Origin of the sequence: Candidatus Albibeggiatoa sp. nov. BB20, from assembly GCA_016744725.1 — a bacterium.
In the GTDB taxonomy this organism is placed as follows: domain Bacteria; phylum Pseudomonadota; class Gammaproteobacteria; order Beggiatoales; family Beggiatoaceae; genus Albibeggiatoa.
This window is the reverse complement of sequence record JADGDW010000081.1, coordinates 1-19,995: the sequence shown is the minus strand read 5'-3', so window position 1 is coordinate 19,995 and position 19,995 is coordinate 1. Positions and strand designations below refer to the sequence as shown.

General features: G+C 37.8%; 13 protein-coding genes. 5 read left to right on the top strand and 8 right to left on the bottom strand.

Going from position 1 to position 19,995, the window contains the following annotated elements; genetic code table 11:
- Window positions 1-70: 70 nt before the first annotated feature.
- From ABXH34_RS10405 to ABXH34_RS10395, 3 genes are all read left to right on the top strand, one after another.
- Entirely contained in the window at window positions 71-535 is a 465-nt protein-coding gene (locus ABXH34_RS10405; RefSeq protein WP_353571817.1) for a DUF29 domain-containing protein, read from the top strand.
- Window positions 536-631: 96 nt separating this feature from the next.
- Window positions 632-820 carry a hypothetical protein gene (locus ABXH34_RS10400; RefSeq protein ID WP_353571816.1) on the top strand — a complete coding sequence of 63 codons (189 nt, stop codon included), beginning with the start codon at window positions 632-634 and terminating at the stop codon, window positions 818-820.
- On the top strand, window positions 820-1,215 hold the full coding sequence (locus tag ABXH34_RS10395) for a type II toxin-antitoxin system death-on-curing family toxin (RefSeq protein WP_353571815.1): 396 nt from the start codon (window positions 820-822) through the stop codon (window positions 1,213-1,215). The genes ABXH34_RS10400 and ABXH34_RS10395 overlap by 1 nt, the downstream gene beginning before the upstream one ends.
- Window positions 1,216-1,544: 329 nt before the next feature.
- Here ABXH34_RS10395 and ABXH34_RS10390 read toward each other — a convergent pair whose 3' ends face one another.
- Both ABXH34_RS10390 and ABXH34_RS10385 read right to left on the bottom strand, forming a co-directional pair.
- Window positions 1,545-6,566: a glycosyltransferase gene (locus ABXH34_RS10390; protein WP_353571814.1), complete on the bottom strand. Its 5,022-nt coding sequence runs from the start codon at window positions 6,564-6,566 to the stop codon at window positions 1,545-1,547.
- A gap of 905 nt (window positions 6,567-7,471) precedes the next feature.
- Window positions 7,472-9,316: a DUF6311 domain-containing protein gene (locus ABXH34_RS10385; RefSeq protein WP_353571813.1), complete on the bottom strand. Its 1,845-nt coding sequence runs from the start codon at window positions 9,314-9,316 to the stop codon at window positions 7,472-7,474.
- 397 nt (window positions 9,317-9,713) lie between these two features.
- Here ABXH34_RS10385 and ABXH34_RS10380 point away from each other — a divergent pair, with 397 nt between their 5' ends.
- On the top strand, window positions 9,714-10,580 hold the full coding sequence (locus ABXH34_RS10380) for a hypothetical protein (protein ID WP_353571812.1): 867 nt from the start codon (window positions 9,714-9,716) through the stop codon (window positions 10,578-10,580).
- Between the two features lie 566 nt (window positions 10,581-11,146).
- Window positions 11,147-11,548, top strand: a complete 402-nt coding sequence (gene msrB / locus ABXH34_RS10375) for a peptide-methionine (R)-S-oxide reductase MsrB (RefSeq protein WP_353571811.1) — start codon at window positions 11,147-11,149, stop codon at window positions 11,546-11,548.
- A gap of 157 nt (window positions 11,549-11,705) precedes the next feature.
- Here the strand turns inward: msrB and ABXH34_RS10370 are convergent, their stop codons facing one another.
- From ABXH34_RS10370 to ABXH34_RS10345, 6 genes are all read right to left on the bottom strand, one after another.
- Complete coding sequence (locus ABXH34_RS10370) at window positions 11,706-14,807, bottom strand: type ISP restriction/modification enzyme (protein ID WP_353571810.1); 3,102 nt, start codon at window positions 14,805-14,807, stop codon at window positions 11,706-11,708.
- 594 nt (window positions 14,808-15,401) lie between these two features.
- On the bottom strand, window positions 15,402-16,484 hold the full coding sequence (gene prfA, locus ABXH34_RS10365; protein ID WP_353571809.1) for a peptide chain release factor 1: 1,083 nt from the start codon (window positions 16,482-16,484) through the stop codon (window positions 15,402-15,404).
- A gap of 132 nt (window positions 16,485-16,616) precedes the next feature.
- Window positions 16,617-17,612, bottom strand: a complete 996-nt coding sequence (locus tag ABXH34_RS10360) for an agmatine deiminase family protein (RefSeq protein WP_353571808.1) — start codon at window positions 17,610-17,612, stop codon at window positions 16,617-16,619.
- 138 nt (window positions 17,613-17,750) lie between these two features.
- A complete protein-coding gene (gene bamC, locus ABXH34_RS10355) occupies window positions 17,751-18,860 on the bottom strand; it encodes an NlpB/DapX family lipoprotein (protein WP_353571807.1) in 1,110 nt (369 codons plus the stop codon).
- Window positions 18,861-19,313: 453 nt separating this feature from the next.
- Window positions 19,314-19,517, bottom strand: coding sequence for a hypothetical protein (locus tag ABXH34_RS10350; protein WP_353571806.1), 204 nt, complete (start codon window positions 19,515-19,517; stop codon window positions 19,314-19,316).
- 17 nt (window positions 19,518-19,534) lie between these two features.
- Window positions 19,535-19,669 carry a hypothetical protein gene (locus tag ABXH34_RS10345; RefSeq protein WP_353571805.1) on the bottom strand — a complete coding sequence of 45 codons (135 nt, stop codon included), beginning with the start codon at window positions 19,667-19,669 and terminating at the stop codon, window positions 19,535-19,537.
- Window positions 19,670-19,995: the final 326 nt, after the last annotated feature.

Genomic DNA, 19,995 nt, shown 5'->3' with positions numbered 1-19,995 from the left:
TGATAAGTTGCGTTTTTTGATGGAGAGAATGATAATCAACTGAAATATGGGTTTTAAGGAATAAAATAATATGAGCACTTTACAACAGGCTTACGAAACAAATTTTGAACATTGGGTAAGCCAACATATTGAGCTATTAAAAACAGGCAAATTAAACGAACTTGATACAGAGCACTTGATAGAAGAATTAGAAGGTATGGCAAAACGAGATAGAACGGCATTAATTAGCCACCTGAAAATTTTACTTGTACACTTATTAAAATGGCAATATCAACTGAATCAACTTTCTGAACAATGGGCAGAATTTACAGGGAAAAGCTGGAGAAATTACATCATTGAACAACGCTCTGAAATCCAGGATCAATTAGAAGAAAGCCCTAGCCTACAAAACTATTTAGAACAAGCATTACAAAAAGCTTATCCTAAAACAGTATTACTTGCGACAAAAGAAACAGGATTAACCTGCTTTCCAACACAATGCCCATACCAAATGCAACAAATATTAGATGATGATTTTTATCCAACACCTGAATAGCTAATCAAAAGACGTGACTTAAATTTGACTAGGTTGCGTTTTTTGATGGAGAGAATGATAATTAAACGATATATTATTTTTTTAGGATACAACAACATGAAAACACTATGCTTAGAAGTAGAAGACCAATTTTATGAACATTTACTTGCTTTATTACAGCAAATGCCTCAAGAAAAAGTGCATATTGTAAATAATAAGATAAACGAAACATCAAACCCATCTATTGATGAAGCGACAGACTATATTTTACAAAAAAATAAAGAGTTATATCGTAGGTTAGCTTAATGAAATTACTCAATTTTCAGCAAGTGATCCAATTACATCAGAAAATCATTGCTCAAACAGGTGGTATGCAAGGGCTCCGCAATCAAAATGCACTAGAATCCGCTATTGCACAACCACTGGTGAGTTTTGCAGGTGAAGAGCTTTATCCAACATTAGAAGATAAAGCGGCTGCTCTAGGATATTCGTTAATTTGTAATCATCCTTTTGTTGACGGAAATAAGCGTATTGGCCATGCAGCAATGGAGGCTACGTTATTACTCAATGGATTTGAAATAGAAGCAAGTATTGACGAACAAGAAAGCATTATTTTAGCGGTTGCTGCTAGTAAAATGAATCGAGAAGCATTTACACAATGGCTAAAAGAACATATCAAACCCTTTAAATCGGAAAAATAAATTCCACTGAACTCAACAAAAAACGCATTACATGTAACCCTTAAAATCATCCACATATGGATTTATGGATTAAGGAATAAATCAAGATGAATACCTTACAATAAACTTACGAAACAAATTTGAATGGTAACTATCTTATGCCAATAAATTGAAATCGTGGTTATGTCGAGTAGGATCAGTACACCTTGATATTAAATTGAGGGATAAGTTGTCACGTACGTTTTCCATTTTTCCAAATCAACAACAGTGATGCTGGAGCACTTGCTGGAAAGCACGTACTTATTCCACCCTACATAACCAACCAATATTTTTATATCTTTGGCAAGAAATTAGGCTATTTTTTCCCAAATTGTAAAATATTCAAAACCATTGGTAGAACTGGTATTTTTATAAACACATTTTGGCTGCATATTGAATAACTCAAAGCTACGTTGTAAGAAATCTTCAAACGTTGCTGAAGTCCATACATGTGAATGTTCCCGACGTAATTTTACGCAAGCCAAATGGTGTTGGAACTCTTCTGCTGGTGCTTGATACCAATTTGGCTCAACATGACGGATAAAATCAATGTAATGCTCGTCACTGACTTCAGTAACACCTTGTTGATATTCCTCTAATAAATGTTCATAGGATGTTAATGGACGCGGCTTGTCAAACGTATAATCTTTATCAGGTGCGGACAACACGACCAGACCACCCACTTTTACTACTCGGAACAGCTCACCCACCATATTAATCGGGTTCGCAATATGTTCAATCACATGATTAAATACCGCAAAATCATAAGTATTGTCTTTAAAAATCGCTAAACCTTGTTCATCCACATTACAAAGATGTTGTGGATCAATGATTTCCTGTCCATGTAATTCTGGGAACATTGCCATTAAATCAGCACGACTATTTGCATCACAATATTCCATTTCACAATGTTCAGGAACTTGTGCAGGCTCATGCAAAGCACCAATTTCCAACCCACGACCACTTAATAATTGATAGGCATCAGTGCGGTGAGCAATTGGTGATTTCGCGGCAGCAGGTTGTAAACGGCGTAAAAAATTAGGTAACTTCATTGAAAACATAGGCTTATCCGAGAGATTGTGCGGAGGAAACGCAAGACTAAAATCCCCCGTTTTATGATTTAAATTAGGGCTATACGCAGGGTCATTCTCAACCCATTTGCCCCATTTTTCACGCATATAAGCATCTTCATGTTGCAAGCGAGCCACTTTTTCGGGCGTATCTTCATAACCACGACTGGCCGACTCATGATGATATAAATCTGCATACGGTGTCCACAAACTGCGCCAACCTTGTGAAGTCAATTTCAAACACAAATCAATATCGTTAAAGGCCACCGCCAAGTGTTCCGCATCCAAACCCTCTACGGCTAAGAATTTTTCCTTGCTCACAACTAAACATGCGGCAGTGACAGCTGAAAAGTTTTGAATAATCTGTGCTCGACCAAAATAACCTGATTGCCCACGGCTGAGATTTTTATGTGCATGTTCCGCCATGCCTGCAACGCCGAGTAATACGCCTGCATGTTGCAAAGTCTGATGTGGATACCATAATCGCGCACCGACTGCACCAATATCTTCACGTACCGCATGACTGACCATTTCCGACAACCACTCACGGTTAATCACTTCAATATCATTGTTTAATAAGGCAATTAATTCACCTTCAGCCTGTTCAACTGCAAAATTATTAATCGCCGCATAATTAAACGGTTGATCGTATTTTAAAACTTTAGCAATACCTTGTTGCTCTAATTCCTCAAAATAAGCCAATGTCGCGGCATCATCACTGCGATTGTCCACCACGATAATCTCGTAATTCGCATAATCGGTTTTGCGAGTAATACTTTGAATACATTGACGTAATAGTTGCACTTGGTTATAAGTCGGAATAATAATGCTGACCAAAGGCAAGATTGCAGGCAACGGATATTGCACCCGAATCATACCCGTCATAATTTCAGATTCATTCACATTGGCAGCAATACTTTGACGCTTCAAAAAGGCACGAATTGCATTTTCAGCCGCAATCACTGCATACGGTTTCGCATCAGGATTGCCCGCAGTACTTTCCTCATGAATCCGCCAATGATATAAAATCCGAGGAATATGCCGAATCTGTTCAGACTCTAATTGCTCAGCGGCACGAATCGCTAAATCATAATCCTGTGCACCTTCAAGCCCTTCAGTAAAGCCGCCAATCTGTTGTAATAACGTCGCTTTATACACTGCCAAATGGGTCACTAAATTATGCGACAAGAACAAATCGGGATTCCAATCAGATTTGAAATAAGCCCCAAACCGATGATTATTTTCATCAATCTTGTCTTCATCTGAGTAGATCATTTGTGTGTCAGGATAAGCCAATAATTCCTCAACAACCCAATATAAAGCATGAGGTGCAAGCTCATCATCATGATCCAACAATGCTACATAATCACCTGTTACCAAGCCCAAAGCACTATTAGACGCAGCGGAAATATGTCCATTTTGCTCACGGAAAACCACTTTAATTCGCTGATCTTGCTGTTGATATTTTTGTAATAATCGCTTCACTTGTGGATCGGTCGATGCATCATCAGCAATACATAATTCCCAATTGCTATAGACTTGTTTTTGCACCGATTCAATCACCGCTTTTAACCATTTTTCCTTGGTGTTATAGGTCGGCATTACGATTGAAATCAACGGTGGATTTACCCAAGATTCAGCCCGTTTTTGCATTTTCTGCAAAGTCTTACGGTCTAACGGATCATACAAACGCAACCACTTGTGATAATCATCATGTTGAGCTTGCGCTGTAGCAATAATTTCAGGTTTTGGAGCTTGCCAATTTAGCAGTTTTTTATACGGTTCAGCAAAATCTTTGGCTGTATGCTGTAAAATATGTTTTCCAACTAAAGTTTGAAATGCGCTAGCCGCTAATTTTTCCCGTAAATCAGGCTGTTCAATCATCTGCTTCATTGCTTGATACCATGATTCAGTATCATTTTTAGCGATAAGCCCATTTTGCTGATGTTGTACAATTTCATTATATGGATCAATGTCTGAACAAATTGCAGGAATACCTAACGCCGCATAATCCAAGAATTTAATGTAGGTTTTCTTCTCATTGAAGCGGGTATTTTTTAATGGAATAATACCAAATTGCCAGCGATTATTTTTCCGCATCCATTGTATAAAACTGGCATAATCATCTAAATTGCCGTCAGTGGCTTCAGAAATTAAATTATCCGCAAAAATTTGCATACCATCAGGCACACCACCAATCACATCCAAACTGACTTTTTCACCGTATTCAGCCTTAATTTTCTGATACGCGGCTTTAACCAACATTAAATCTTCAGTATGGGTTTTTGTGCCCATGTATAAAATATGAATTTTGCCATCAGGCGATAGTGGACGTGGTTGGCTGAATTGCCCATTGTCTGATGCTAACCAAATTTGCTCATCTAGGGAATTCGGCACACACAATACATTTTGATTCATGTCACGAATTTGTTGTTGCAACTTAGGTGATGAAGTCACAACCAAGTCGGCATCACGGGTCACAACTTCCAACGCTTCTACAGCATCTTTTGCATAATTGCCGTGCATATCTGGTTTTTTGAAAATATTGTATAAATCATCATCGGTTTCATAAATCAACTTGATATTCTGTTTTCGACAATGTTCAATTAAACGTCGAGCAGCCTCAGCATGAGGAAGCATGTGACGTTGCACAATGATGGCATCTGCTTGAATACTGAGCAAATATTCCCAAGCAGTGTACAGTTTGAAATTGATAAACTCAGCAACACTGGGATGTTGTAAAGGCAAAATCAAGCGAATACTGGCCGATGCGGAAGGCTCACCATTATGCAAAGCAACTAAGGCGGCTAAATTAATTTTTTTTTTGGCCTGATCCTCATTCTCAGGATTGTCTATTCGTTCATCATCATGTAACTGTTTGATACGCCAAGCCATAAAACCATCCATGACTTGCTTAATATGGTCTTTGGCTGTTTTACCCGCAGGCTTCATCATCAAGCGTAAAGCCAGTTTTGTAATGTTATCGCCTGTTTTCCAAGTTTGTGAGTTAAAAACCGCATTAAGGTCATGATTAACCACTTCAAGCCAGTTGGTTAATTTATGGATTTTTTCATATTGGCGTAGGCTCAAACGATCTAAGTCAGCCAGCGCGATATTCTTCTCTTCAACCGCTAAGCGTTCTAAATCTAAATCTTGACTAAGTTGCTGAATATGCTGCTCATACTGCGATTCTTGATGATGTGTTTGACGGGTATGTTGTTCTAAACGTTGTGATGCTTCTGTTTTTTGCTGTTCAAGCGAGGCTAATTGTTCGGTCTTCTGATGTAATTTCTGGTCATATTCAACTACTTCAATACGCAATTGAGTTAGCTGTTGATTGAGTTTGTCTAATTCAGTTTGTTTGTCAGCTAATTGAATTTTGGTTGTGGCTTGTTGTTGTGCTAATTCTTGTTTGTGTTGTGCCAATACTTGTTTGTGTTGTTCCTGCTCAAAGAATTGTGCATCATGGGTTTGTAAGGCTTCTTTTGCACCTTGAGACACATCAGGTAGTTGTTGTAAATCTAAAACCGTACCATTTTCAAACGCCGTCACTAATCCAGCTTGCTCTTGATTAATATAGGATTTTTGTAAATCAACATTTGCGGTAGCACGGAATAATTTTGGATCAATAAACGCCAGAATTTCTTTATCACTGGGTAAGCGAATCCCTGTAATATCTAAACTTTCTAAGTCTTCATATAGTTTTTTAGTGGCTTCAAGGGGATTTGACATTAAATCATGATAAGAAACTAAAATGCGTGGCAAATTCAATGACGATTTGAGGGCGTGTAAATTGTAGTATTCCCACAACGCAACACCAAAGTGCATTCCAAACTCATCACGACTGTGCATTGATTGTGCGATTTGAATCGGGCTGCGATACACCATAATACACACAGGGACTTCTAATAATTTGCGCCACAGTGGAAAAGTTAAACACAAACGCGGGTCTTTTAACATCCAAGGGCGATTAGAGTCTAAATTATAAATAATATCAGTGGCTTGTTTATTAAATTCTGCGTGCAAATCATCAGGTATTTTACTCAAATCAAATTGGCTTACTCGTTCCCAAGTCGAGCCTAAATTGGCTAAAATGCCTTCGTTTAATTGCACCACATCCATCCGTTCCCAATAACCCTTAGGATTATCTTCAGTTGGTGGCATCCCTTTATCTTCTGGCGCGAAATACATACCCATCAGATTGAGCAGGCGTGCAACAACAGATGTGCCAGAGCGGTGCATCCCTAAAACGGTAACTTGCATAATACCTCCAAGAAATAAGCTGTTTTTGCTATATTAGCCTAATTGATGTTTTTTTTTAAGTATTTTACGGGAAATATAAATTGAGCAGAGAATAAACATATTATCCACCATCCCTCTTTTTTCATTACAGGTATCATTATTCAACAGGTTAATCAATTTATCAGGTGCAAAAAGATAAGTGAGCGTTTGATAGAATTGAAATCTAGACTATTGAAATCTAGACTTAAGTTAAGAAGAAAAGCGTGCAAGCAAGTGTTCATTGGCTTTACATATTTAGCAATGGACATGACTTTGGTAATAGGATTAGAGTGTTGGATTCTATCCTCAAGTTTGATGAGATTTAAGGCTGTCATGGACGCATTGAGTTGAAAGTGTAAGGCTTGAAAAATGATTAAGTCCAAGAAATTATTTGGCATCCTAGAATAGGAATTTCAATCTAGAACCGCGCTTTGTAAAACCGCAGTATGATATTGGCATCCAGTGGTAGGTCTGTGAAGAAAAGCATGAAAATATCTTTTTATAATAATCACTGTAGTGGCTTAGATTTCTAAAGTTCACTCAACCTATTGCTCATCAATAATGATAGCAATACTTGTATAAACTAGCGTTGTGGTTTGTTAACATTGTCTATCTGTTCCAATACGGCTTGTAGTCTTTCCATGAGAGCCTTGAGGATTATGTTGTCATCGAAAATCACATTTTTCCTCATTACTTGGCTCTCTACTAATTTCTAATCTAAGCTGTCCGAACCATTGATTACTAAATATCCTTTTTATAGTGAATTTCTTGTTATGTGTTAGGACTGGCAGTCCTTTAATATTTCAAATATCAAATACTTTCAAATTTGAGGATTGCCAGTCCTATATCACTGTAAAATAAAACGACTATAGTACTGTGAAACCACTCTATTCATTTTCTTGCTCATTGCCTTCAATATTCGCCTGTTCAGTGATTGTGATACAAGCCCAAAACCCATCAATTTGTTGACAATCTAAAGGTAAAATCGAATTTTGCTGAAAACGTGGTAAATAATCAGGATTAACAATGTATAAGGCATCGGGATCAACTAATCCTTTATCTATTGTTTGGAATAAATGATGGCAATACTGTATGCTTTTTCCCACATCAAAACGCGCAGTTTGTCCTGTATTAACTAACATGTGATACTGGTTCGCAAGATAGGCAGCAGGCCGATAAGGTACAGCTTCAGCCCCACAATTTGGTGGTGGAATCAGTAAAAGTTGTTGCCGATCTTTGGCCAGCTCTGACCATTCAGGAGAGCTTAAAGAATTATCCCAGTTAAAATGCACTGGCCCTGCTATATGGCGATAATTATGGTGTGCGGGATAAAGATCAGCCAATTGCAATGTCATAGCCAACGTCAATAGAAAAACACTGGTTCGTGTGGTATTACGTGTAATCACAACGCTAAGAGCTAAAAATAACAATGTATAACTAGTGACCCAAAAAAAACGCCCTGAAGAGCGAAAAGGCGTAAAGTATTGAACCCACTGATCTGGTAGTTGAATCACGGTCCAATTTAATAGTGTGACTTTATGACTTAATGACAGTAACGTGAGTAAAAAGCAAATAGACAGTAACGGCCATAATACTTTAACTTTGATTGATGTTTTGCGCTGTAATTCATACATTGCCCACAGCAATAATAACCAAGTACCCATACCAAAATAGTTGAATCCCTCTCCTTGTCCATCTGTTGCTTTGGGAAGTGGACGCATAAAAGCTGACCAGTTTTGACTATCTAACGGTGAGAACAAATTCATTGAATAATAACCAAAGCCTTGTGTTGCCAGATTTTGTTCACCTGGGACTAAAAAAAAACCTGACATCCACCACAAACCTAAGGTGACAGCAAAGAGTGTAATGACTTGAGCTGAGGTTACGAAAAAATGATTGTGTCCATCCACTAACCACCAACGCAGGTAAAATGCTCCCATTAATGCCCAGACCATAATCGCGAGATAAGGGTGGGTTAAGGCACTGACTGAAATGAGGACTAACCATGCACTAAAGGCTTTGAGTGCGGTTGGATTATGCCAAGTCCGAAAATATAACCACAAACCTGCGAGTAATAGCCAGTGACTGGTTAAGGTAAAATGAGGAACACGTACTAATAAGGCAGGCATCCAGACAAAAAAACCGATTCCCAATGCTTGCACAGTCAAATTAGGTGTAAGTAAACGCAACAGTAAACTTGCAAATACACCCTGTAAAACATAGCTTAACAGTATCCAAGCACCAATATATTGGAATTCTGCGGGCAGATAATCAGAAAATAATTTGAATGGTAAAGCCAGTAATGGCAATGAGTCGGTATACAAAACCGAGCTGCCGATTGGGTAATAAAAATGACTGATTTTACCTAAGGGTTGCTGCCATGCTTCTTGTCTGAAAAATTGCCAGCCAAAATAGTTTTGAGCCCAGTCACCTTGCATTACCCAGTAAATTTCATTGGGGTTTACAATTTGTAACCCGAGTACATTAGTGAAAAATAAGCCTCCAATTGCCGCTCCTAATAATGGAGTAAAACTGCTTAGAGGTGACTTGGTTAAATAATCAAAACTGATTAAAGCAAAAATAAGCGCAAGCAATCCAAGACTTATTGTCATTTCGAGCTGTAGATAATAATCAGTTTGACTGGCGGGAATAAATAAATGGAGTAAGACAAATACTACGGAGGTCAAACTCAATATAATTAAATAACTTAAAAATGGTTGTCGATTTTGCATATCCTAAGCCTTAAAGACAGATTTTATACAAAATTATGACTCCATGACTCTATAATTACAAATAAAATTAAAGAAACAAATAGAGCCTATTTTTACAATTGTTGTAGGGCTTAAGTTCAATTGCTATAGTGTGCAAGTGTCATTTTTAACTTTTACACATTTAACTTTGATTGCTCATTGATGGATTTGCTTAGATTAATCTAATTTGTAGATAACAATTTTTGATAGCAAAAGGTTTGACTAAAGAGATTTTTATAATTATTTAATACTTTGAAATATAGATAAATATTGATTTTATTCTAAATTGTTATAGAAACTTGTTTATTCACACTTATTTTCATCAATTAGTCATCCAAAGTCATTAGCCTAAGCCTTTCCATCACTCAAGATTATCAACATGAAACAAGCACTTTTTATTTTTGGCCTTTTAATTATGTCTCTCAGCTCTAACAGTTTTGCAATCCCTGATGTCGGCTCTCGTGAATACAAGTTGATGCTAAACCCACGTTTATTTGAAGGTGTTGATCCTACTGCTGCCGTGACAAGTTACTGGGGACAACTCAAATCTATTATTGAAGCTGAGCCTATTGGCCGTGATAGCCGTGGCTCATTCAGCTTAGATAAATTGCGTACAGTTAAATTTTATGATACTCCAACAGCATGCACTTTAAAATCAAAGGGCTATACTTTCCGTGAACGAGTGGAAAATGGTGAGCGAGAAGTCACTTTAAAATATCGTGCTTATGATCGTTTTATTGCGGGTTATAAAGATATGCAAGGTGAGGCCAGTCGACATCCTGAAACTAAATTTGAAGAAGATATCAGTGCACCATTCGTATCAAAGTATTCACATTCAACCACGCAAAGTATTGGTGATAATAAAAACTTGAATAAAATGGATGACCCTATTGGTTTATACCCCAGTTTAGAGGCATATGGATTTGATCCTGATATGACTATCAGTTTAGTGAACAATTTAGTTGTGACAGAGAAAGTGTATAAAGGGACATCTGTTGATTTGGGCAATTTAAATGCAGAGTTTGCTCTGACATTATGGTATGACTCAGAGATTTCAAGCAATCCTATGATTGCAGAAGTCTCATTTAAATATAAAGATGCTAATGAGGACTATTCTGAAAATGTTGTGGCAAGAGCGTTACAAGTGTTTGAAGCAATGCAAACCATGACGAGTTGGACATCAAGTAGTTCATTAACGAAGACTGCTTTTGTTTTTAGTTATGCAACACCTAATTTTTGCCAATAAATACAAATAGTCATCAGGATAGGAAGTATTCAGTTTTAACATTGTCTATTAGAGTTGTTTCACAGTACTATAGTCATTTTATTTTAAGATGATACGGGACTGGCAGTCCTAGATTTCAAAACTATTTGATATTTAAAGTATTTCAGGACTGCCAGTCCCTCAAGACAGAATTGACTATAATATTAAGTAAGGCACTAGAAAAACAAGATTACATGCCAGTCCGCTATATTGAGACCAAAGCCTTGTTTGAAGAATTGTTTAAGGATAGTAGAAGAATGACTGATTGATGCAACTGAGCAATTATCCTTACCCCATAAACGTAAAAAAATTGTGAGCTAACTGAAGAACAGAAAAACGATAATAAACTGATTGCTTCCAACCAAGTTTTTGTTGAAAACAGCATTTGCGGCATGAAATGTTACTGAGTCCTTGTAATAAATTTAGAACCCATCTCATGGATTTATATGACCAGATGCTTAGCATGTGTGCTGAACTCTGGAATTTCTACCTTTCTACATAACTGTTTTATTTGGGGAAACAACTCTAAACAATAGAGGGATAAGTAAATGTCTAAAATCAATAAATCCGATACGGAATGGCAACAACAATTAAGTCCCGAACAATTTAAAGTATGCCGAAAAAAAGGTACTGAAATGGCTTTTTCGGGTCACTATTATACATGCCAAACTCAGGGTGTTTATCAATGTGTTTGCTGTGGACATGCGTTATTTAGTTCAGATGCTAAATATGATTCTGGTTCAGGTTGGCCGAGTTTTTACGCACCGTTAAATCCTGAAGCGGTTGCAACAGAAACAGATGGCAGTTTAGGTGTGCGACGGGTGGAAGTGCATTGCCCGCAGTGTGATGCTCATTTGGGTCATGTCTTTGAAGATGGGCCTGCTCCAACAGGATTGCGTTATTGTATTAATTCTGTGGCTTTGGATTTAAAAGATGAAATCGAGAGTTAATTGCTTTCTGATTGAAATACCTGAATTTTTTCGTTTTTTCTCATTCTACGCAGTGTGTAATTTCTCGTTCCTACATGGCATATAGGAATGTAGTCAAGACGCGCCACGTCACGAATTTACTCAACGTGGCACGTTAGAACTACAAGATAACCATTGATTATTCAAAATCTAGTTTGTTAATTTCTTCTACGATTTCAACTGTTTTCAGACTCACAGTGATGATTTTGCCAATGAGTTTGATAATGTATTGTGGGTCGTCGTCGCGGTTGGGGTCGTTGGTGATGCCACTGCGTTTGTCGGTTTTGACTTGGTATTGGTCTATTATCCAGTGTAAGGCGGAGCGGTTGCCGAGTTTGTAGTCAAAGACTTGCGGCGGGATGCCTTTTATGATGAATGTGTCGTTGTAGATGATACTGGTTTTTTCTTTGTTTAAACGCATTTTTTTGACGTGCCAATCTGGTGTTTTGCTTTTGGTTTCGTATTGGATTTCGTAGGGTTTTTGTTGTTCGTAGTTTAAGTGCAGGTCTGCAAGTTGTTTGCCTGCGTGGCTGATTGTCCAGAATTCAGGGGCGTAGGGAATGCGTGGCAGTTCGCGTTTTAAATTGGCTTGGTATTTGTCGCGGTAGCCTTGATGATGCAGGAAACCATAGACATAATAGAAAATATCCCATTTGCTGATGCTATTGTCTTGGTAGTGGGTTTGGTAGTCTTTTAATGCCCAGTTGCTTATGTTTTCTTGGCGATGGCTGCCGTCTTCGCTGTAGGTGTAAAAAGGGAAACATTGCGCTTTTTCAAAAGCAAAATCAAGTGCAATAATAGTGTTAGAAATCATGCAGCCAAAACCTTTTCTATCTCCAATGCCTGCGACACAAATCACCTTATTTTCTGCTTCGGTTTCTGGTGTTGGGAAAATAGAGGGAAAAACATAAACTTCCTCATTCATAATCCTATCAAAAAACAAATGAGATTTTGTAAAAGGACGATAAAGAGAAGTTCTTATTTTTTCATTATTAAAAACGGCTTTATTTTCTCTTTTTAAATCAAGCTTTAAATCACGACTCCAGCTTATTTTTGTATCATCATAAATAGCAAAATCATCAATTAAATTTGCAAGTTCATCTTTGTTTTTAGGCTTTTCTTTGGTTTTGAGCTTAAATAATTGAACGTTATAAAACTCAATCGTCTTTTGCATGTTTTCAGCTAAAACTTCAGCATTAAAATTATAAACCCAAATATCCCGATTAGTTTTTACACCATTACTATAAATCTTAAAAATAACATCCTCAGCTTCAGATTTAGCCGTTTTTGCTTCCTTTGTTCCCATTGGCAAAAAGCTTTTAAAATCATCATATAAACCTTCAGTAAGCCAGTTGTACTTTTCATCGGGTTTAATTTCTTGCCATTCTAAATTTTCATAAGTGTTCTTTTCAGCAATAAATTCTAGTTTCTGAACTCGTTTAAAGTCATCATTGATAGAATAATAAAAAATGTCGGCTTCAGTTTTAGAATCTAACAAAGCCTTTTTAATTAAAAAAATAATGCTCACGCCTACACGGATATTAAAAACATTCTGTACCCCGATAGATTTTCTAACATTACCTTTTAAATCAAAAATATAAATCTTATCAAACTCAGCCGCTAATTGTTTACGCATTCCGTCAAATGCTAAGCCTTCAACAAAACTATTATTGGTTACAAACGCCACCACGCCATCAGCTTGATTTTTTAAACGTTCTGTCGCCCAAGCAAACGCCTTAACATACACATCTGACAACGCATTTTTGTTAGTTGCCTTAGAATCTTTTGCATAACTATCACTGACTAACGCATCTACCGTTTTATACTTTCGATTCTTATTATTATCATTTTCATTAATTTGCCCGACGTTATAAGGCGGATTGCCAATAATCACAAAAAGCGGTGTTTGTTGCTGCCTTTTCACTCGCTCAGAATTCTCAGGCGAAAACATACTAAACGACTGCTGCTTAGCCTCAAGAATCTCAAACGTATCGACTAAACAAACCCCCTCAAACGGTTGATAAATAGACATTTTCTCAAAAAACGTATGCTCAATATTCATCGACGCAATATAATAAGGCAACAACAAAACCTCATTACAATGCAACTCCTGCTTATATTTATTCTCCAATTTCAACAGATCAATCTGCTCCATAACCCGCAAAATAAAATTACCCGTGCCGACAAACGGATCTAAAACATGCACGCCCTCACTCGACAAATCCTTATCAAACTCAACCTTTAAAATATCCTCAACAGATTGAACCATAAACGAAACAATTTCCTGTGGCGTATAAACAATGCCATGCGTATCCGCAACTTTCACCGCAAAACCCTGAAAAAACCGCTCATAAACCACATTCAAAAAAGTCTGCTTATCATCATAATTGTGAACAGCCGCCGCCGTCTTCTCAATCACAGTGTAAAACCGCTCCACCCCAAACAAAAACGCAGCTCGATTAAAAGAACGTTGCGCCAATACCTCAATCACCTTCTCAATTTCCCGTGCAATCACATTTTTCTGCACAAAATCAGGATTATCAAACACGGTTCTAAACAATCGCTCGGTCAACAAATGCTGCACCAACATTTCCACCACCGCCGCATGAGCAATATTTGGATTAATCGCCCCTCGACACAACTCTAAAAAATCATTAAACGCAGCCTTAAACTTCTTACTGGCTTTCAATTCATCCTCAATAATCTTAACCAATGCCGTGCCCAAATCCCCTACTTTGCCCTGAAAATGCTCAACCACTTCCGCCCATTCTGTATGCAACTCATTGTTATAACTAAAAAACAAACCCAATCCATCAATTAACGCTTGCTTATCCTCAACAATCGATTTGTCAAACTTAAGCACGCCACTCTGATACAAAACAATGCGCTCTGGCGACTGAAACAAAATATTCTCGTTTGGATAATCATCATCATGAATCTTTTTATTAATTTCTTTTTCTAAATCATCCTGAGAATCCTTAGCTTCCCACAAACCATATAGAAAAAAATGTAATTCCCGATCAACCAACCCGCCATCAGCTCGCAACGGTCTACGCCCTTCACGCTTCACAGGAAATTGCTCAACCAAGTCCAAACGCTGCGTTTTTGCTGCACAATGCCGTAATATATTGGCAAAATACGGCGCGACGGCAGTTTCATGCGTTTGCCCAGTCTCACGCATCTTATTCATTGCTTGATAAAACTCTCTGATAACTTTATGAGTCGGCTTAAGCCCTAACATTTTAATGCCTTGTTATGTTGGAAAAAGATTGTCAATGTAACAACAAGACTATCGCCAAAATTGTCAAAAAAAGACTGATTAATGAGATTGAATAACTTGTGATAAGCGATTTATATTTTATAAAAATGAATAACAAATTTATGATTAAAAAAGATTTTTTTGATACCTTGCCTGCTCAATGTAAGTAGCTTTGCGTGTACTCAGAGCAAATGAGTATTGGACGGCGGTTTAGAGTGTGGGGGAGAAATCCAAGCACTTTTAATCATACCCAAGGTATCACGCTCTGATGATTGAGCGACATTATATTGCTTCCTGTCGGATGACGACACGGTGCATCGTCACAAGTTAACGCACCAGCATCTTAATATTTTTATTTGTGGACGCTGTTGCATCCTGTTGGATGACGACGCGGTGCGTCGGCACAAGTTATAGTTATTTAATTCTAAGATGATACAGGACTGGCAGTCCTTGATTTTAAAAGTAATTGATATTTAAAGTTTTATAGGACTGCCAGTCCTAATACCCAAAACGAAATTGACTATAGCAGTCAATATTAAGAGCGTGCAAATATTTTAACTGGGTTGAAGACAGAACTTAATCATCACCTAAACTCGCGAGTAAATCCATTTGATGCTCATGAATGATTGGATTAAGCAATAAATCTAATTTACCTTCCAACACTTCATCCAAACGATACAAAGTTAAATTAATACGATGGTCTGTGACCCGACCTTGTGGAAAATTATAAGTTCTAATCCGTTCAGAACGGTCGCCGCTGCCGACTAAATTACGCCGTGTTTCCGCTTGTTCTGCTTGATGACGATCTCTTTCAACTTTGAGTAAACGGGATTGCAATAAGGACATTGCCCGGGCACGGTTTTTATGCTGTGAACGCTCATCCTGACATTCCACCACGATACCTGATGGCAAGTGGGTTAGTCGAATCGCGGAATCGGTTTTGTTAACGTGCTGACCACCTGCGCCTGAAGCACGAAACGTATCCACACGTAAATCATTGGAATTAATTTCGATTTCTTCATTGGCTTCAACTTCAGGCATCACCGCAACAGTACATGCAGAGGTATGAATCCGCCCTTGGGCTTCAGTTTCAGGCACACGCTGTACACGATGCCCACCCGACTCAAATTTGAGCTGAGAATACACATTTTGTCCTGAAACCCGCATAATCACTTCTTTAAAGCCACCATGATCGCCTTCATTCTGGCTCATGATTTCGATGCTCCACTTGGCTGCTTCAGCATAACGTGAATACATACGCATCAAGTTACCTGCAAATAAAGCCGCTTCGTCACCGCCCGTGCCTGCCCGAACTTCTAAGAATACATTGCTATTATCATCTGGGTCTTTAGGCAGCAATAAAACTTGTAATTCTTGATATAAACGTTGTTGAGTTGCTTCAGCTTCTTGCACCTCTTCTTCTGCTAGCTCTTTTATTTCTGGATCGCTAAGCATTTCTTTTGCAGAATTAATATCTTCTACGGCTTGATTATAACTTTCAAAACAGTCAACAACGGGCTTAATCTCAGAATATTCAATAGATAATGCGCGAAATTTGTTTTGATTGGTAATAATCTCTGGTGCGGCTAATAAACCGTCTAGTTCATGTAAACGTTCACTTAAGTCGTCTAATTTACTACGAATACTGTCTTTTAACATCGTGTGCTATGCTTGCAAATTAAAATTTGCACTCCTGCGAATAAGTTTGTTTATTTTGAATTTTGAGTCTAAAAATAAATTTTAGTACATGTTTTTGATAAAATAAAAAATACGGTCTCATTTTCTCATTATTTATTTTGGTTGCTGTTGCGTCATACAATGCACACAACCCCCACCATAAATTAAATCTAAGCCCTCAACAGGCATGACTTTATGCTGTGGGAAAAGCTGTTGAATTTGATTTAATGCGGCATTATCCCGTTTTGGGTCATCAAAGCTAGGTACAATCACCCCGCCATTCGCAATATAGAAATTAATATATGACAACGCTAGCCGCCATTCTTTATCATCACGACGATTTGGTTGCTCAATTTCAATCACTTCTAATTGCCTGCCTTGGGCATCAGTGGCTTGACGTAAGCGTTGTATATTGTCTTGCAACACTTCGTAATTGCTATCTTGAGGATCATTACAAGTCAATGCGGCGACCACATTGGGCCGCACAAAACAGGCAATATTATCAATATGTCCTGCAGTTTCATCATCTTCCAGACCTTTTCCCAGCCAAATAATTTTATTAACCCCTAAATATTGTTTGAGATAATATTCTATATCAGTACGACTTAATTCAGGGTTGCGGCTTGAATTTAATAAACATTCTTCCGTTGTTAGCAAAGTGCCTTGGCCATCGACATGAATTGCACCCCCTTCCAAAATAAACGGCGCATGATAACAATCAATTTCTAAATGATTCAACATATTAGTCGCTAATTCTACATCAGCTTGATAATCAGTTAATGCCTCACGATGTTCACCCCACGCATTAAACTGCCAATCAATACCCGCAATGCCGCCTGAGTGATTGATAACAAAAGTTGCACCTGTATCCCGTAACCAAATGTCACTAATCGGAATTTCAATTAAATGAATATTTGGATGTTTACAATATTCCAACGCCGTCAACATGTGATGTGCATTGACCAATAAATATACAGGTTCAAATTGCGCAATTGCCTGAGCCACTTTAGCAAATGCGTGACGCGGCTTATCTAAACCATAAATCCAGGTGTCTTTGCGGTCAGGCCAAGCCATCCAACAACCTTGATGGTGTGCCCATTCTGCGGGCATATAAAAATCTATTGGTATTTGGGTCATGGTATACGAAGGGGGAAAGGTGAACATTTAGAAATATTTAATGACTCAAGACTGGCAGCCCTTCTGTTTAATATGGGAAGGATTGCCAGCTCTTAAATACTTCAATTAGGATTAGGTTAATTCTTCATATAATAAAGTCAAAATACGCTGCGCCGTTTTACTGGTTTCTGTTTCTTCATATTTATCTAAAACCGTTAAGCGTGCTTCGCCATCGACAGATTTCAACTGTACAATGTAATCCTCATCAACTTCTTTTTTACCAAATACACGAGAGAAGAAGCCCCGTTTTTTACCACGGCTTTCAGGGTCACGATATTTGACAAAATACAAACCACGCTCCCGATTCCGATCTTCCACTGTAAAACCAATTTTATCTAATGCCAAACCTGTTAACCGCCAAGCTTGCTCATATTCTTCATGAACAATCAGTGCTGCCGCGCTATCAGAAATACTTAAAGTTGCACGTTCAGGTTTTGGCGTTGTTGTTTCTTCTGCAATTAAAGTCTCTGCTTTGGATTTATCTACGCCTAAAAATACCAATAAACGATTGAGCATTTCCGCTTCTAATTCAGGATTGGATGGTCTGCTGCGCCATTCAAATTGATTTTCACTAAACTCAATTTCTTCCACACCTGTATGGGTTAAATAAACCTCAGTTGTACCTGCTTGTACGCCACGTTCTAAACGGGTTCTAAATTTATCACGAGTTGGGGATGAATAAACAAAATTACTAATTCGACCTAATAAACTGCGCAAAGCGTCATTCGGAATGTCGGCACGATTTTCTAACCATGCGGTTTCCATAATGCCTATTTTAGGCTCGATACGTTCTAATTCTAAGCCACTGGTTTCCCAAAAATCCTGTACTTTTTTCCATACCGGTTCAATATTGCCATCAACCACTAACCAACGTTTATCACCATCACGGACTAATTCCACTTTATTGGTTTGGGGTAATATCTCATTAGGTTGGCCTGTGATAATCGCTTCAGGCTGTTTTTGACCAAATTCAGAATAGGTCGCAGCTTCCCCTTTTTTAGGGATTTGCAATTGTTCATCAGTGGTATAGGTTAAATCTGGGGGGACTTCTAACGAGGGCAAAGTGGTGCTTTTTCTATAATCTGCATCTCCACCTGTAGCATCTAAGCTGCGAATCAAGCTACAGCCACTGGTAGCAAAAAGAAGAAATAAGCAGCTTAATAGGGTCAACTGACGTATCATGTTGTTATTACCTTGAAAACATTAAAGAGTTTGTGATTCAGATGTGGTTAATTTAGGATCAACTTTTAAAGGGGGTAAGGTTTCAGCTTTTTCATAGACTGTTTTTTCACGCCAATTTGATGAATCTAATTTTTGCACAACACTATTAACTGAACTACAGCCAAAAGTACTCGTTAGTATGAAAAAAATGAAAAGCCATTTCAATCTATTTAACATTTTAAAGCCTCTTTATTCAATAAATAAATCTTTTAATCTTTCGACTTCAAATAATTTATCGCGCCAACATTCTAACTGTTCAATATCCGCTGCTTGTAATCTGATTTGTGCCCAATGAGGTATGTCACCAAAACGTTTTTTGAGCTACTGCACTAATATTTTTAATTAGCCTATATGGACGCCGCGTTGTTCTTTGCGCAATTCAGCCTTGTCAAAGAATTCTTTTAATAGTGGATTTTATCTCAAATCATCAAAATAGAGTGTTGCTGGCATATTGTTGACCTTTTGCTTTAACAGTTCGGCTAATTCACTCTGTTTGCGTAAGCCTATTAATACGAGTAATTTTTCAATTGCATCTTGCCGAGCATTATAATCGAGTTGGGTTATTTTATATAATACTTGTTGCACAACGGTGAGTTTGTTGTCTATTCGATATAACACAGCTAATAAGTTATCAGCTAAATAAGGGCTTTATGCAGTAAAAATTGACAATCCACATCACGTATATCCACTAATTCATACTCAAATTGTAACTTATCCTGTCGAATTCTGGTTTCAAAATGGGCTTGGCTGTCTTTACCCGTATAGGGCACTTGCTAAATCGGTGTTTGTCCAAATAAATCATGAATCAGCCAATAATATTCCAACATTCGCCATGACATGCTTTTATCAGTATCATTTTGCAACTCTAAATGGTAAATGTCGCCCGTTTCCAATCTTATAACAAAATCAGGTAAACGTTTCGAACACTGGGATATTCAACGGTGAGAATTTCTTGAACCGTACTGCCTGTTCAGATATAGTTAATTCTATCTTGAGCGGGACTGGCAGTCCTAAAATACTTTAAATATCAAACAGTTTTAAAACCTAGGACTGCCAGTCCTGTATCATCTTAAAATAAAATGACTATAGCGACCAG